The 14096-nt window shown below is 74.0% G+C and carries 17 protein-coding genes; 6 read left to right on the top strand and 11 right to left on the bottom strand.

The window, feature by feature from the left end:
• The first annotated feature begins 128 nt into the window (after window positions 1-128).
• Window positions 129-1937, top strand: a complete 1809-nt coding sequence (locus AMOR_RS17280; RefSeq protein ID WP_248352812.1) for a DUF294 nucleotidyltransferase-like domain-containing protein — start codon at window positions 129-131, stop codon at window positions 1935-1937.
• Between the two features lie 145 nt (window positions 1938-2082).
• On the top strand, window positions 2083-2364 hold the full coding sequence (locus tag AMOR_RS17275; RefSeq protein ID WP_248352811.1) for a hypothetical protein: 282 nt from the start codon (window positions 2083-2085) through the stop codon (window positions 2362-2364).
• An 8-nt stretch (window positions 2365-2372) separates the two neighbouring features.
• Here AMOR_RS17275 and AMOR_RS17270 read toward each other — a convergent pair whose 3' ends face one another.
• On the bottom strand, window positions 2373-3176 hold the full coding sequence (locus AMOR_RS17270) for an EAL domain-containing protein (RefSeq protein WP_248352810.1): 804 nt from the start codon (window positions 3174-3176) through the stop codon (window positions 2373-2375).
• A 152-nt stretch (window positions 3177-3328) separates the two neighbouring features.
• Between AMOR_RS17270 and AMOR_RS17265 the strand changes: the two genes are divergently transcribed.
• On the top strand, window positions 3329-3991 hold the full coding sequence (locus tag AMOR_RS17265) for a 3'-5' exonuclease (protein WP_248352809.1): 663 nt from the start codon (window positions 3329-3331) through the stop codon (window positions 3989-3991).
• Window positions 3992-4006: 15 nt separating this feature from the next.
• Here AMOR_RS17265 and AMOR_RS17260 read toward each other — a convergent pair whose 3' ends face one another.
• The 6 genes from AMOR_RS17260 to AMOR_RS17235 form a co-directional block, all read right to left on the bottom strand.
• Window positions 4007-4144, bottom strand: a complete 138-nt coding sequence (locus tag AMOR_RS17260; RefSeq protein ID WP_248352807.1) for a hypothetical protein — start codon at window positions 4142-4144, stop codon at window positions 4007-4009.
• A gap of 94 nt (window positions 4145-4238) precedes the next feature.
• Entirely contained in the window at window positions 4239-5228 is a 990-nt protein-coding gene (locus tag AMOR_RS17255; RefSeq protein WP_248352806.1) for an aldo/keto reductase, read from the bottom strand.
• Window positions 5229-5344: 116 nt separating this feature from the next.
• Window positions 5345-5884, bottom strand: a complete 540-nt coding sequence (locus tag AMOR_RS17250; protein ID WP_248352805.1) for a hypothetical protein — start codon at window positions 5882-5884, stop codon at window positions 5345-5347.
• Between the two features lie 128 nt (window positions 5885-6012).
• Entirely contained in the window at window positions 6013-6576 is a 564-nt protein-coding gene (locus tag AMOR_RS17245; protein ID WP_248352804.1) for a DUF3501 family protein, read from the bottom strand.
• Window positions 6573-7955 carry a heterodisulfide reductase-related iron-sulfur binding cluster gene (locus AMOR_RS17240; RefSeq protein WP_248352803.1) on the bottom strand — a complete coding sequence of 461 codons (1383 nt, stop codon included), beginning with the start codon at window positions 7953-7955 and terminating at the stop codon, window positions 6573-6575. Before AMOR_RS17240 ends, AMOR_RS17245 begins: the two co-directional genes overlap by 4 nt.
• Window positions 7956-8056: 101 nt before the next feature.
• The gene (locus AMOR_RS17235; protein ID WP_248352802.1) at window positions 8057-8476 is read right to left on the bottom strand and encodes a rubrerythrin family protein; all 420 of its coding nucleotides are present in this window, start codon (window positions 8474-8476) and stop codon (window positions 8057-8059) included.
• 269 nt (window positions 8477-8745) lie between these two features.
• Here AMOR_RS17235 and AMOR_RS17230 point away from each other — a divergent pair, with 269 nt between their 5' ends.
• Complete coding sequence (locus tag AMOR_RS17230) at window positions 8746-9015, top strand: hypothetical protein (RefSeq protein WP_248352801.1); 270 nt, start codon at window positions 8746-8748, stop codon at window positions 9013-9015.
• Here the strand turns inward: AMOR_RS17230 and AMOR_RS17225 are convergent, their stop codons facing one another.
• Window positions 9016-9657 (bottom strand): diacylglycerol kinase, encoded by a 642-nt coding sequence (locus AMOR_RS17225; RefSeq protein WP_248352800.1) that lies wholly within the window; start codon window positions 9655-9657, stop codon window positions 9016-9018.
• Between the two features lie 36 nt (window positions 9658-9693).
• Window positions 9694-10677, bottom strand: a complete 984-nt coding sequence (locus tag AMOR_RS17220) for a dihydroorotate dehydrogenase-like protein (RefSeq protein ID WP_248352799.1) — start codon at window positions 10675-10677, stop codon at window positions 9694-9696.
• Window positions 10678-10852: 175 nt separating this feature from the next.
• Here AMOR_RS17220 and AMOR_RS17215 point away from each other — a divergent pair, with 175 nt between their 5' ends.
• Window positions 10853-11416 (top strand): SRPBCC family protein, encoded by a 564-nt coding sequence (locus AMOR_RS17215; RefSeq protein ID WP_248352798.1) that lies wholly within the window; start codon window positions 10853-10855, stop codon window positions 11414-11416.
• Here AMOR_RS17215 and AMOR_RS17210 read toward each other — a convergent pair.
• Window positions 11331-11795: a universal stress protein gene (locus AMOR_RS17210; protein WP_248352797.1), complete on the bottom strand. Its 465-nt coding sequence runs from the start codon at window positions 11793-11795 to the stop codon at window positions 11331-11333. The two genes, AMOR_RS17215 and AMOR_RS17210, sit on opposite strands and share 86 nt — an antisense overlap.
• Window positions 11796-12116: 321 nt before the next feature.
• Between AMOR_RS17210 and AMOR_RS17205 the strand changes: the two genes are divergently transcribed.
• Window positions 12117-13214: a 4Fe-4S binding protein gene (locus AMOR_RS17205; protein WP_248352796.1), complete on the top strand. Its 1098-nt coding sequence runs from the start codon at window positions 12117-12119 to the stop codon at window positions 13212-13214.
• A gap of 21 nt (window positions 13215-13235) precedes the next feature.
• Here the strand turns inward: AMOR_RS17205 and AMOR_RS17200 are convergent, their stop codons facing one another.
• Window positions 13236-14084 (bottom strand): S1/P1 nuclease, encoded by an 849-nt coding sequence (locus tag AMOR_RS17200; RefSeq protein WP_248352795.1) that lies wholly within the window; start codon window positions 14082-14084, stop codon window positions 13236-13238.
• Between the last annotated feature and the right edge of the window lie 12 nt (window positions 14085-14096).

Here is a 14096-nt window from a genome sequence, read left to right as displayed (position 1 = left end):
GCCTGCGGCCTTCTTACCCCGGACGGACGGGCGTACGGAACATCCAGGGCGAATCCTCGCAAGAAGCGGGCCTGCGCGGCGGAGCCGCGGCGCCTCGCCGGCGGTCGTCTGCTATCCTCCCCCGCACCATGGCCGCCCTCGACCCGGTCGCGTTCGTCCGCGCGACGTCGCCGTTCGACGCGCTCACGCCGGCGGCGTTCCAGGAGGCCGCGAAGGCCCTCGAGATCGTCTTCTACGCCGCGGGGACGAGGCTCCTCACCCGCGGAGGGATGCCCTCGGAGCACCTCTACGTGATCCGCAAGGGCGCGGTCCGGCTCGAGCGCGACGCCCAGACGCTGCAGGTGCTCGAGGAGGGCGAGATCTTCGGCTTCACCTCCCTCATCTCCGGGAAGGCGACCATCGACGTCACCGTCGAGGAGGACCTCCTCGCGTACCGCCTCCCGCGGAAGCAGTTCCAGGCGCTCCTCGGCGACGCCGCGTTCGCCGGCCACTTCGCGTCGGGGCTCGCGGAGCGCCTCAAGAACTCCCTCGAGCGATCGCAGGTCGCGAGCTTCCAGCCCGACCTCGCCGTGCCCGTGTCGTCGCTGGTCCGCGGCCCGGCGGTGCGGATCGGCCAGGACGCGACCGTCGGCGACGCGGCGCGCCTCATGTCCGAGAAGGCGGTCGGATCCGTGATCGTCGACTCCGAGCCGGCCGGCATCGTCACCGACCGCGACTTCCGCGAGCGCGTGCTCGCCTCCGGCCGCGGCCCCGACACGCGCGTCGTCGACGTCATGACCGCGCCGCTGCGCACCGTGCCCGCGGAGATGCCCGTCTACGAGGCGTGGCGCATCCTGCTCGACTCCGGGATGCATCACCTGCCCGTCGTGCGCGGGGCGGACATCGTGGGCGTCGTCTCCGCGACCGACCTCCTCAAGTGCACCGCCGCCGGCCCGGTCGCGGTGATGAAGCGCGTCGAGCGGCTCCAGGGGCGCGACGCGCTCCCGGGCTACGGCCGGAAGGTCTCGGAGATGGCGTCGGCGCTGTTCGCCGGCGGGCTCGAGCCGATCGTGATCGGCGGGTTCGTGGCGCGCCTCAACGACACGCTGCTCGGCCGGATCCTGAAGTGGGCGGAGGCCGACCTCGGCCCGCCACCCACGCCCTACGCGTGGATGGTGTTCGGCTCCGAGGGGCGCATGGAGCAGACGCTCCTCACGGATCAGGACAACGCGCTCGTGTGGGGCGACGACACCGAGGAGGCGCGCACCTACTTCGGCGCGCTCGCGGAGAAGGTGAACGCGGACCTCCAGGCGGCCGGGTTCCCCCGCTGCCCGGGCGGGTACATGGCGGTGAACTGGAAGGCGCCGCTCGTCGAGTGGGAGGACCGGTTCCGCGGCTGGCTCGATCGCCCCACGCCGCAGGCGCTCCTCGAGGCGTCGATCCTCTTCGACTTCCGCGCCGCGCACGGCGCGCTCGACCTCGCGCCGCTCGACAAGGTCGTCCAGCGGGCGCGCGGCGCGCGCACCTTCCTCGCCGCGATGGCGAAGAGCGCGCTCACGTTCCAGCCGCCCGGGACGCTGATGCTCCGGCTCCGCGGCGACTCGAACCGCTTCGACCTGAAGCTCAAGGGCATCAGCCCCATCGTCTTCCTGGCGCGCGTCTACGGCATCGAGTCCGGCGCCCGATCGTCGAACACGCTCGAGCGGCTCGCCGCCGCGTTCCAGAGCGGGCTCATCGCGAAGGACACCTGCGAGACCCTGTCCGAGGCGTACCGGTACCTCCTGCGGCTGCGCCTCCGCGAGCAGATCCGGATGATCTCCGAGGGGCGCCCGCCCACGAACGTCGTGTCGCTGTCGGATCTGTCGTCCATCGAGCGGAGCCGCCTGCGCGACACGTTCCGCGCGATCGAGGTCTGGCAGGAGCGGGCCTCGTACCACTACCGCACCGACCTGTTCTGACCGCGCTCCCGTCGGGTGACCTCGGGGGATTTCTGTCTCCGGGTCGTGCGATGGCTGCGCCGCGGGCCGCGCTCTAGATTCCCGGCGACTGCGGGAGTACCTGACCGGCCCCGCCGGGCATGGTTCGCTCCTCCGAGGGACGCGCGTGACGAGCTGCAGCACGATCTGCGAGGCACAGGCGGCGGCGACGATCCAGCTCGCCGCGATCGCGCGCGAGCACGGCGAGGGCTCCGGGCTGCTCGCGCACTGCGAGGAGATGTGGCGGCGGCTCGAGGCGGAGGCGCTCGTGTCGGTGCGCCACGGCGACCTCGAGAACGCGCTCGCGATCCTGCGGCGCGGCGTGCAGGTGCTCGCGGACGCCGGCGAGGCCGCGCGCAACGAGGAGCTGCCGGTGGACGACCTCGCGCTGCTGCTCCGCGCGGTCTGACGCGAGCGCTACCGTCCGGCGAGGCGCATCCGGTCCCGGAAGAGATAGCCCTGCACGAGGTCGAACCCGAGATCGCGCGCGACCACGAACTCCGCCGTGGTCTCGACGCCCTCGAGCACGGTGTGCGCTCCCGTCTCGCGCGCCATGCGCGTCAGCGCCACGACGAGCGCGCGGCAGCGCGGGTGACGGAGCCGCGGGAGCAGCGTCCGGTCGAACTTGATCACCTGCACCTCGGACAGCGCGTCGAACGAGAGCAGGCCGCCGGCCGCGCCCACGTCGTCGAGCGCGACCGGAAGGCGGCGGCGCCGCAGCGCGCCGATCATGTCGAGGGAGCGGTACGCGTCCCCGCAGGCGAGCGCCTCCGTCACCTCGACGACGATCCTCGACCGCGCCGACGCGAACAGGGCGAGGAACGGGTTCCGGTCGGCGTCGCCCGCGCGCGCCCAGCAGTCGGGATCGAGGTTCACGAAGAGCGCCGACCGGGGCGCGTGCTCCACCTGGTGCAGCTTGACCGTGAGCTCCGCGCGGAGCAGCAGCGCCGGATCGGCGTGCAGCAGGGAGAACACGGGCGCCGGAGCGATCGCGCGGCCGTCCCTGCGGCGGAACCGCGCGAGCGCCTCGAACGCCACGGTGCGTCCGTTCCGGGTCTGGACGATGGGCTCGTAGGCCGAGGCGAACCGGCCCTCGTCGAGCACCGACCGCACCTCTCCGAGGTCCACTCGGCGCGGCGCCCGCTCGCCATCCCCTGCGGTGACGTCGAGCGGCGCCGGTCGCGCGCCCTCGCGGGGGGCGATCGACAGGTGCGAGTTCACGCCCCTCACGCTCTCAGGCCGGAACTCAGAAGTCACTCGCATTCTTGCGCGTCACGCGCACCCCCGTCGTGGGGGCACGGGACCCGGGGGCGACCCGGCGGGGCGTACCGGCGGTCCGATATCGCCGCGGGCGATATCGACCCTGCGATCGGATGCGCCGATCGCCCGCCCTGCCGCCGTCCCGCGCCGCGGCGACCGTGCTAGGAAGGGTCGTGCTCTGGCCCTCGCCGCCCTGGGACGAGGTCGTCTACTGGGCGCTCGACCTCGAGACCGGCGGACTCGACCCGCGCACCGACGCGATCCTCGCGGTCGGCATGATCCCGGTGCGCGCCGGCGGGGTCCGGCTCGGGGAGACGTTCGCCTCGCTCGTCCGCCCGGAGGGCGCGGACCACATCGATCCCGGCTCGATCCGCGCGCACCAGCTCGTCCCCGGTGACGTGTCCGGCGCGCCGGGGCTCGCCGAGGTGATCGAGCGCATCCACGCGCGCATCACCGAGGGCGCGCTGCTCGTCCACCAGGCGGCCCTCGACGTCGCGTTCCTGAAGCGCGCGTACAAGCGCGTCGGCCGCCGCTGGCCGGATCCGCCGATCGTCGACACGGTGGCGCTGCTCCTCAAGGTCGCGAAGCGGGCGCGCCTCATCCACCCCGACGCGCCCGACCAGGAGCCGGACCTGAACCTGCTCGCCGCGCGGCGTAAGCTCGGGCTCCCGGACTACGGGCAGCACGACGCGCTCACCGACGCCATCGCCACCGCCGAGCTGTTCCTCGCGCTGCGCCGGCGGCTCGGCGCGAAGACGCTCCGCGACGTCGCGTGATCCTCGCGGGGGCGGCTACCGCCCGAGCAGCGCGAGGAGGAGCACGGCGAGCGCGATCACGACCGGCGTCCAGCCATCCCACGGGCCGAGGATGGGATCGCGACGGGTCATCGCGATCACCTGGGCGCGGGGCAGCCTCGGGGCGTGGCGCATCTGTCGGACCTCCAAGAAGGCGGCACCGGCCGCCCTGATGCTGACCTAACGGCCGGGCGGGCGCACGGCAATCCCCGTCGCCAGGGGACTCGGGTCACGCCGAATCGGGCGGGGCCATGAACTCCGGGCCCACCGGGTCCGTGACGTGCTCGCGCACGATCTGGTCCACGCGCGCCCGGGCCGCGTCGTCGAGGCGCCACCCGAACACGCGCGGAACCGGGTCGAGCTGCGACGGCCGCCGCGCACCCCAGAGCGCCACCGACACGCCGGGCTGGTCCAGCAACCACCGGACGGCGAGCTCGAGCACGGTGCGCCCGAACCGGTCGCGCGCGAGCGCGTCGAGCGCGGCGACCGCGGCGAGGTACTGGGCGAAGCGCGGCGGCCGGAACTTGGGATCGCCGCGCCGCAAGTCGTCGCCCTGGAACGTCGTGCCGGGCGCCATCCGCCCGGAGAGGAGGCCGCGGCAGAGGGCGCCGTAGGCGAGCGTCGCGATCCCCTCCTTCCGGCAGTACGGGAGGAGCTCGGCGTCGATACCGCGCTCGAAGAGGTTGTACGGGGGCTGGACGGTCGCGACCGGCGCCGTGGCCCGGAACCGCTCGACCTGCGCCGCCGTGAAGTTCGACACGCCGATGGCGCGGATCTTCCCCGCACGCGCGAGGCCCTCGAGCGCGCGCCCGGTCTCGTCGAGCGGCACCCCCGCGTCGGGCCAGTGGACCTGGTACAGGTCGATGACGTCCACCCGGAGCCGCCGCAGCGAGTCCTCCACCTCGCGCGCGATCCGCGCCGGCGACGCGTCCCGCCGGAGCGCGCCGCGCGTCCAGTCGAGGCCGCACTTCGTCGCGACGAGCACGCGGTCCCGTCGCCCGGATGCCGCGAGCGCCTCGCCGACGAGCTCCTCTGCGCGCCCGAAGCCGTACACCGGCGCCGTGTCGACGAGGTTCACGCCGAGGTCGAGCGCCGCGTGGATGGTCCGGATCGCGTCCGCGGCGTCGGTGCCGCCCCACAGCCACCCGCCGATCGCCCACGTGCCGAGGGCGACGCGAGAGGCGGGGAACGGCAGGCCGGGCATCGAGACGTACTCCATGGCGCCTCCGGGCGCGGGGTCACGCGGAGCCGGGGACATACGGCCAACGGCGGCGCGCCGTGGCGCCGAGATGGGGCGACCGCGGCGGGCGATACGCCGGGCGGGCGGCCGTGCGATCAGGCGGGAGCGCGGAGCGCGCCCGGGGCGGGGGTCGCGAGCGGCGCGACGGCGCCGGACCGGTCCTCCGCGACCGCGATCACCGAGGCGGCGTTCACGAGCACCGCGCCGAGCGGCTCGGTCCGCCCACCGAGCCCGGGCACCATCCGGCAGCTCCGGAGCGTGATGAAGCCGTCCTGGTGCGCGAGGAAGTCGCTCGTGCGGACGCCCGGGAGCAGCGCGACGCTGCCGTGCAGCGCGACGCGCTCGAGGTAGCACGTCACCTCGCGGAGCTTCGCGTTCGGGAGCTCCGCGAGCAGCAGCGCCTCGACGGGAACCTGCGGGACGACCACCTGGGCGACCGCCGAGCGGAGCGCGAGGAATGGCCTCGGCGGACCGCCGCCGAGGACCACGTCGGTGAGGGCGAGGAACGCGCGCGGGTTGGAGAGGTGATCGTCGAACGCGTGGCGCTGCGGGACGTGGAAGGTCCCCTCGAGCCACCGCGCGCCACACAGGACCGCCGCGCGGACCGCACGTTGCGGCGGATGATACCCGGCCATCGCTCCCCCTCCGGCCTCGGCGCAAGGAGCGCCCCCGACCGTCTTGCGCCCATTGTGGGCGAAGCGCAGTGCAGGTGGGAGTCCTTCGAGCGCGGGATGAACCGCCGGGTGAGACCGCCGAGCGCGCGCTATCCAGGTTCCTGCGCGAGGTCCTGCGCCAGCGCGTCGCGCTGCTCGGCGTCGAGCTCCGTGCGCCCCTCGAGCCCGGGCAGGTCGACGCCGACTGCGACGGGCGGCGTGCCGCGGACGTCGAACTTGAGGTACTGGACCGACGAGAGCCGGTCGTCCCCGACCTGTCGTGGATCGAACCGCGGTCGGATGCGCTCGCCGCCCGGCAGCTCGAGGTAGAGGTGGGACGGCAGCGCGGTCCAGGCGCGCAGCTTGGCGTCCCGCTGCTCCGGCTCCGGGATCTCGATGAGGAGGGACACCCCGAGCTCGCCCTGCCCGCCGAGCAGCTCGTTGTACGTCTCGAGCTCGTGGCGGATGTCCTCCTCCTTCGCCATGTGCTCGGCCCGCATCATCTCCTGGATCTGGTAGCGGATCGTCGCGGTGTTCTCGAACAGGAACGTGAGCACGCCCGCGACGTGCACCCGCCGCCTGCGCTTCGCCTCGAGGATGGCCGTGCGGATCTCGGCGCGCGATCGCTCGTACATCGCGAGCTCGAGGAGCTCCTCCCGCCGCACCGGCCTCATGACTCACCTCCGTCACCGCGCGCACCGGGTGGGCCGCGGCGCGCCTCGAAGCCCTCGCCGCGGTACGCGCGCGCGAGGAGCGTCACCGGGTGGAGCGGCTTCTTCCCCGCGTGCTGCTCGAACTGGAGCGCCGCGAGCGGGCAGTCGGTGACCCAGACCTCCGCCTCGGCGGCCTTCATCCCGGCGAAGGCCTTCGCGCCGACCCGCTGCGACGGCTCGAAGCCCTCCACCGTCATCGCGTAAGTCCCGTCGTGGCCGCAGCACTCCATCACCGTGCCGCTCACGGTGACGCCCGGGAGCTTGCGCGCGAGATCGCGGCCCTTGAAGCCGATCCCCTGCGCCCGGAGGTGGCACGGTGCGTGGTACGCCACCCTCCCGCCGGGCGGCGTGGACTTGAAGTCGGTCTGGAAGCGCGGCTCGTTGCGGATCGACCAGAGGAACTCGGAGACGTCCATCACCGCCGCCGCGAGCTTCTCCGCGCGCGGGCGGTCTGCGGGCTCGACGAGGTGCGGCCACTCGCGGCGCATCATCATCGAGCAGGTCGGGTTCACCACGAGCACCTTCGCCCCGCGCTCCACGTACGGCCCGAGGAGGTCGAGGTCCTTCCGCGCCCAGGCGCGGAGCGACTCGAGGTCGCCCGCCTCCCAGGCCGGCATGCCGCAGCAGGCGAGCCCCTTCACGACGGACACGTCGACCCCGTTCTTCCGGAGCACGAACAGCGCGTCCCTCCCGAGCTCCGGCTCGTTGTGCTGCACGAAGCAGGTCTGGAACAGGACCGCCTCGCCGCCCGGCTCGGCCTTCACGTATCCGTGCTCCTCCGCCCACACGTCGAACGCGCGCGGCGCGAAGGCGGGCAGCAGCTTGTCCCGGTGAATCCCGACCGTCTTCTCCATGAGGACGCGCAGCGGGCGCGTCCGGTTCGCGACGTTCGCGAGCCCCAGGGAGAGGCGGGCCATCTTGCCGGCGCGGTCGGGATCGTTGAGCACGCGCTGCCGGAGGCTCCGCGGCTTCCCCTTCTGGCGGACGCCCCGGTACCGGTGCACGAGCTTGGGGAAGTCGAGCTGGAACTCGTGCCCGTCGCGCGGGGTGTACGGGCACTGCACCTCGCAGAGCTTGCACTGGAAGCACGTGTCGAGGACGTCGTTCACCTCGCCCGGCGAGAGCTTCAGGACGTCGCCGTCGTGCTTCTGGTCGATGAGGGCGAACAGGCTCGGGAACGTGTCGCAGTACTTGAAGCACATCCGGCAGCCGTGACAGATCTCGAACGCGCGCCTCACCTCGCCGTCGAGCGCCGCGGGGTCCCAGTACCTCGCCTCCGAGGGATCGTAGGAGAGGCCGGGGGTCGGCTGGTACGAGATCCGCTTCTCTGGCGTGCTCATGGTGGAAGTCTCCCGCGGCGAGCGCGGATCCGGTGACGAGAAACCCGGCGCACCCCCTGAGAGGGAGCGCGCCGGGTCACGGATGGTCGATCGGCGGGCCGCTAGCTGATCGACTTCAGCATCTTGTCGAAGCGGCCGGCGTGGGACTTCTCGGCCTTGGCCAGCGTCTCGAACCAGTCGGCGACCTCGGCGAACCCCTCCTCGCGCGCGGTCTTCGCCATGCCCGGGTACATGTCGGTGTACTCGTGCGTCTCGCCGGCGATCGCCGCCTTGAGGTTCGTGCTGCTGTCGCCGATGGGGAGGCCGGTGGCGGGGTCGCCGACGGCCTTCAGGAAGTCGAGGTGCCCGTGCGCGTGGCCCGTCTCGCCCTCGGCGGTCTCGCGGAAGTTCGCGGCGACCTCGGGGTAGCCCTCCACGTCGGCGACCTTGGCGAAGTACAGGTACCGGCGGTTCGCCTGCGACTCCCCGGCGAACGCGTCCTTCAGGTTCTTCTCGGTCTTGCTTCCCTTGAGCTGGGCCATCGATCTTCCTCCGTGGTTTCGAGTCTGAGTGAGCCCCTCGGCGCGAGCCTCCGGCGGCGGACGCTCGTTCAGCACGCGCCCGCGCCCTCGTTTCGCCCGGGGTCGTCTGCTCGCGCGGTGCCAGATTCGTAGCCGCGGACGATCGCGTTTCATCGCCCCGCATGGGGCTGCGGCGCGGTGCGTCGAGGATCGTCCCTGCGAGGCGGCGGCGGCCGGGACGCGCGGTGCGGGAGCCCGTGCGTGTGCGCAACCTCCGAGGAGGAGGCGCCATGGATCCCATGGAGCGGCAGCGGCAGCGCGAGCTCGCGATCCGCCGCGAGCAGGAGCTCAAGGACCTCGAGACGGAGAGCGATCACCGCGAGCGGCCGCTGGAGGGGCTCTCGTCCGCGCCCACGAGCTGGACGCAGGAGCAGGACGACCGCGCCGCCGAGACGGTGCACGCCGGCGACGAGGCCGCGTCCGAGGCGCTCTCGCGCGAGCAGGTCCCTCCGCCGCCCGCCGACCGGACGCTGCCGGAGCGCGGAGAGGACGAGCGCTAGCTACCGTCCGCGCCGGCGGGCCGCGTCTGCGCCGAGCGCGAGGAGGAGCGCCGCCGCGAGCACGCCCGCCGGCGCCTCCGCCGCCCGCGCCACCGGCACGAGCCCGGCGACGCCTCCCACCGCGAGCGCGACGTCGATCACGCGGCCCCGCCGTCCCGGCGATGGCAGCGCCCCCGTCGCAGCGGCGACGCCGAGGGCGGCGGCGGCCGGGACCACCAGCGCGCCGCCCCGTGCCCGCAGCGCCGGGAGCGCCGGGAGCCCGATGGCGAGCAGGGCGACCGCCGTGCCCGCCGCGAACGCGAGCACCGCGCCCGCCGCCGCGTCCTTCGCGATCCGCGCCCGCTCGTCGACCCCGGGCGCGGCGAGATCCACCACCGCCTCGAGCGCGGAGTTCGCCGCCTCGGCGGCGATCACCGCGGCGGCACAGAGCAGCAGGAGCGCGCGCTCCACCGGCGCGAGCGGTGCGACCGCGGCGAAGCAGGACACCAGGACGCCCGCGGCGAGCTGGACGCGGAGGTTCCGCTCCCGGAGCGCCGTCTCGGCGAGCCCGGTCCAAGCCCACGCGAAGCTGCGCAGGATCCCGTGCGCGCCCTTCGGCGGTGGTGCCCCGGGTGGGCGGGCGTGGGGCGCGGGCTCGGGCATCGGTGGATCCTGCCACGGCGGCCCGCGGCCGCGGGGTCAGATGTTCTGCGAGAGGATGAGGTGAACGTACTGGGCGCGCTCGAAGGCCCCCGGGTCCTGCAGCTCGCGCTGCGAGAGCGTGCCGCGGATGGCGTCGAGCGTCGTCCCCTTCCGATCGAGCCAGTCCTCGACGCCCGCCAGGATCTTGCCCATGTGCGGGATGCCGTTCTTCACGAGCGTCGAGGCGACCTGGACGACCTGGGCGCCGGCGAGGATCTGCTTCAGCACGCCCGGCGCGTCGTAGACGCCCGTCGAGGCGGCGAGGTGCGCCCTCACGCGCCCGTGCAGGATCCCGATCCAGCGGAGCGACACGAGCATCTCGGCGGGCGTCGAGAGCGTCATCGACGGCACCGCCGCCATCTTCTCGAGCGAGATGTCCGGCTGCAGGAAGCGGTTGAAGAGCACCACCGCGTTCACCCCGAGCGCGTCGAGCCGCGCCGCGAAGTGGGCGAGGGACGTGAAGTAGGGCGAGAGCTTCACCGCGATCGGCACGTGCACGGCGTCGCGGACCGCCTCGACGATGTCGAGGTACCGCTGCTCGATCTCCGCGCTCGACACCCGCGGATCGGCCTCGACGGCGTACAGGTTCACCTCGATGGCGTCCGCCCCGGCCTGCTCGATCTCCCGCGCGTACTCGGTCCAGCTGCCCGGGGCGCAGCAGTTGAGGCTCGCGATCACCGGGACCTCGAGCGCGCGCTTCGCGCGCTCGACGAGCGAGAGGTACTCGTGCGGCCCGACCCGCTGCGGCGGGAAGTAGGTGCGCGCCTCCGGGTTCGACTCCGCCCCGCGAGCGAGCTCCTCCTCGAGCGCGGTCGACGCCGCCTCGATCAGCTCCTCGAACAGCGACCGGAGCACGACCGCGCCGGCCCCGTGGCCCTCCGCCATCTCGAGGTTCTCCACCCGGTTCGAGAACGCCGAGCTCGCGAGGACGAGGGGGCTCGGGAGCGCGAGCCCCATGTACTCGGTGACCAGTTCGGCCATCTCGACGTCCTCCCTTGGGCACGACCGGCGCCTCGGCGTGAATAGCGCCCGGCCCGGAGGGATGCCAAACATTCCTTTGGCGTTCGGTGGACGAGCGGTGCGGCGGCGCCGTGCGGATGCGCGCGCCCCGCGCCGCGGTTACTCGGACCGCGACCGCACGTCGGGAGGAGCCAACATGACCCGTCCTCACGTCCTCGAGCGGACGCAGCTCGTCGCCCGCCCCCGCGCCGAGGTGTTCGCGTTCTTCGCGGACGCGCACAACCTCGAGGCGATCACGCCGCGCTTCCTGCGGTTCCGGATCACGACCCCCGGCGAGATCGCGATGATCCCCGGCGGGCTGATCGACTACCGGCTGTCGCTCTTCGGCGTGCCCTTCCGCTGGCGCACCCGCATCGCCGTCGTGGAGCCGGGCGTCCGGTTCGTGGACGTGCAGCTCCGCGGGCCGTACCGGCGCTGGGAGCACACGCACCGCTTCGAGGACGCGCCCGGCGGCGGGACGCTCGTCCACGATCGCGTCGAGTACGAGCTGCCGCTCGGGCCGCTCGGAGCCGTCGCGCACGCCGTGTTCGTGTCGCGCGCGCTCGGGAGGATCTTCGACTTCCGGCGCGAGCGGATCGCCGCGCTGCTCGCGCCAGCAGGACGCGGTCTCCCGATCAGCGGCGCGCGTGGCCCTCGGGGTGGACGGTCAGCACCGGGCACCCCGCGCGGCGGACGACGCGCTCCGCGATGGAGCCCATGAGCGCGTGCTCGAGGCCGGTCCGGCCGTGCGTCCCCACGACGACGAGCCCCACGCCCTGCTCCTTCGCGAAGGCGACGATCTCCGCCGCAGGCTCGCCGATCGCCTTCGCGGTCGTGACGCGGGAGATCCCGAGCTTCTCGGCGTCGGCGCGCCACTCCTGGAGGTGCCGCTCGGCCTGGTCCGCGAGCTCCTGCATCATCTTCGGGCTCGCGACGATCGAGCCGTCCGGGAAGGTGTACCCGGGGATCGGGTACGCGTGCAGGAGCACGAGCTCGGCGCCGAAGCGGCGCGCGAGGTCGCCCGCGACCTCCATCGCGGCGCGAGAGGCGTCGGAGAAGTCGATGGGGCAGCAGATCTTCTTCCAGTCCGCGGTGAGCATCGTCCTCGCCTCCGCCGGAGCAGGGGCTCCGGGCGAGGGGATCCTAACGCCCCGCGCGACAGCGTGGAGGTCACGCCCGGACGCGGCCTGCGCGCCCGCGCGCAGGCCGCGACCGCGGGGCACGCCGTGGCGCCCGGGACCCGATCGCGCCGCAACCGTCCGGGACCGCTCGCGGCCACGCGATCGCGCGCTCGCCGGCCACCCCGGCCGCCCCGACCCGGGCGGTGGGCGCGGCGGCGGCGCTGTGGGTGTCCAGCCGATTGTGGCGGAAACGCGTCCCGGGTTAAGGTGCGCCGCGCCGAGGGGGAGAGGATCGAGGCCTTGAGCACGCAGCACGACGCGCCCGCACCGCACTCGAAGACGCCTTCCGCCTCGCCCTCGCCGCTCGCGATCCTGCCGGACGCGCCGGCGCGCGCCGAGAAGTGGCGGAACCCGTACCGCGCCCTCCCCCGGGTCCGCTGGGTCGTGCAGCTCGCGTACGTCGCGTTCCTCCTCCTCGTCGCCTGGCAGTTCGTCCGCTTCCACGACGCCGTCCTCGGCGACGGGCCGATCTCCGTCGCTCGCCCGCCGGCGGTGGAGGCGTTCCTGCCCATCGCGGCGCTCGTCGCGGCGAAGCGCTTCTTCCTCACCCGCTACTGGGACGTGGTCCACCCCGCGGGCCTCACGATCTTCCTCGCGGCGATCGCGACCGCGTTCGTCGCGCGGAAGGCGTTCTGCTCCTGGGTCTGCCCGGTCGGCACGATCTCGCGGGCGCTGGAGTGGCTCGGCCGGAAGACGCTCTGGCGCCGCCGCTGGCCGGCGGTGCCGCGGTGGCTCGACCTGCCGCTCTCCGCGGTGAAGTACCTCCTGCTCGCGTTCTTCCTCTGGACGGTCGTCGTCATGATGCCGCTCGAGGCCATCGAGGGCTTCATGCAGGCGCCGTACAACCTCGCGGCGGACGCGAAGATGCTCGAGCTGTTCGCGCACCCGTCCGCGACGATGGCGGCGGTGCTCGGCGGGCTCGTGGCGCTGTCGCTCGTCGTGAAGCACGCCTGGTGCCGCTGGCTCTGCCCCTACGGCGCGCTGCTCGGCCTCGCGAGCTTCCTCTCGCCGGTCTCCGTCCGCCGCGATCCCGACGCCTGCAACGACTGCCGCGCCTGCACCCGCGCCTGCCCGAACGAGATCCAGGTGCACGCGAAGCTCCGCGTGCTCTCGACGGAGTGCACCGGCTGCATGTCGTGCGTCGCCGCGTGCAGCACGCCGGACTGCCTGGGCGTCACGCGGAAGGGCGCGCGGGCCTGGTCGCCCTGGCTCGTGCCCGCCGCGACCCTCGCGGTGATGCTCGGCTTCTGGGCGGTCGCTCGCGCGACCGGCTTCTGGGAGGCGAGCGTGCCGCCGGAGGTGTACCGCGTCGCGTACCGGATCCTCGGGATCGGGTAGGCACGGGGTCGAGCCGGCCGCCTACCGCGCCGCGCGGACGTGGGCCTCGCGCTCCGCAGAGATCCGATCCAGCACCGCCGCGAGCCGCACCCCGGCCGCCTCGAGCCGCGCCTCGACCCGCGCCCGCTGCTCCCGGGCGTAGCCGCGCGGGAGCGTCACGATCGCGCCCGGGCGCGGCTCGATCCCGAGCTCCCCGTACAGCGCGCGCGCGAGCGCCGCCGACTCGTCCGCCCAGGCCGCCGGCGCGAGCGTCGCGGTCCACGCCGCGGCGTCGGCCGGACGGATCCGCGCGCCGAGCGCGAGCGCGATCTCGCGTGGCGTGCGGCTCCCGAGGAGCGGTGCGACGACCTCGGCGTCCCAGACGTGGTGGAACGTGACCGGGTGGCGGCGGTGCGCGAAGCGGACCTCGAGCTCGTTCCCGCCCCGATCGCGTCCGTCGCCGGCGTGGAGCGGCTGGTGGGCGTCGGCGACGAGGTGCACGAGCCACCGGAGCGCGTCCGCCCGGTCGAGGTCGGTCGTGCCGTCCCGGAGCCTCGCGGCGCTCCGCTCGATCGCCGCGACGACGCAGTCGCCCCGCGGGCAGTCGCGCGCCGGCTCGTACCCGGCGGCCGCGAACGGCACGTTGACGTAGTGCCACGGCCGCGTCGCGCGGTCCCCCTGCTCGTCCGCCCAGGCCGCGACGTCGGCGAGGCGGCGGTCGCCGAGGACGTCGCGCACGAGCCGGCGCGCCGCCGGCGAGAGGCGCGCCTCGGCGACGTGCGCGACGATGCGGTGCCCGGGCTCGGACCACGCTCCCGCGCGGCCTGGGGCGGCGAGGGCGAGGGCGACGGCGGCGAGCGGTGCGGCGAGGCGGCGGGCGGAGCGGGGCACGAAAGCGAGCGT

This window comes from Anaeromyxobacter oryzae (assembly GCF_023169945.1).
Classification (GTDB): domain Bacteria; phylum Myxococcota; class Myxococcia; order Myxococcales; family Anaeromyxobacteraceae; genus Anaeromyxobacter; species Anaeromyxobacter oryzae.
Note: the sequence above shows the minus strand (reverse complement) of the source record. Positions and strands in the feature narration are given on the sequence as shown.

Bases quoted from the DNA above. Each gene is read 5' to 3' on its own strand.
- AMOR_RS17210 (WP_248352797.1), bottom strand. From the start codon at position 11,795: ATGCTCACCGCGGACTGGAAGAAGATCTGCTGCCCCATCGACTTCTCC.
- AMOR_RS17220 (WP_248352799.1), bottom strand. From the start codon at position 10,677: ATGGCCGAACTGGTCACCGAGTACATGGGGCTCGCGCTCCCGAGCCCC.
- AMOR_RS17280 (WP_248352812.1), top strand. From the start codon at position 129: ATGGCCGCCCTCGACCCGGTCGCGTTCGTCCGCGCGACGTCGCCGTTC.
- AMOR_RS17245 (WP_248352804.1), bottom strand. From the start codon at position 6,576: ATGAGGCCGGTGCGGCGGGAGGAGCTCCTCGAGCTCGCGATGTACGAG.
- AMOR_RS17240 (WP_248352803.1), bottom strand. From the start codon at position 7,955: ATGAGCACGCCAGAGAAGCGGATCTCGTACCAGCCGACCCCCGGCCTC.
- AMOR_RS17215 (WP_248352798.1), top strand. From the start codon at position 10,853: ATGACCCGTCCTCACGTCCTCGAGCGGACGCAGCTCGTCGCCCGCCCC.
- AMOR_RS17255 (WP_248352806.1), bottom strand. From the start codon at position 5,228: ATGGAGTACGTCTCGATGCCCGGCCTGCCGTTCCCCGCCTCTCGCGTC.
- AMOR_RS17260 (WP_248352807.1), bottom strand. From the start codon at position 4,144: ATGCGCCACGCCCCGAGGCTGCCCCGCGCCCAGGTGATCGCGATGACC.
- AMOR_RS17235 (WP_248352802.1), bottom strand. From the start codon at position 8,476: ATGGCCCAGCTCAAGGGAAGCAAGACCGAGAAGAACCTGAAGGACGCG.
- AMOR_RS17265 (WP_248352809.1), top strand. From the start codon at position 3,329: ATGCGCCGATCGCCCGCCCTGCCGCCGTCCCGCGCCGCGGCGACCGTG.
- AMOR_RS17225 (WP_248352800.1), bottom strand. From the start codon at position 9,657: ATGCCCGAGCCCGCGCCCCACGCCCGCCCACCCGGGGCACCACCGCCG.
- AMOR_RS17230 (WP_248352801.1), top strand. From the start codon at position 8,746: ATGGATCCCATGGAGCGGCAGCGGCAGCGCGAGCTCGCGATCCGCCGC.
- AMOR_RS17250 (WP_248352805.1), bottom strand. From the start codon at position 5,884: ATGGCCGGGTATCATCCGCCGCAACGTGCGGTCCGCGCGGCGGTCCTG.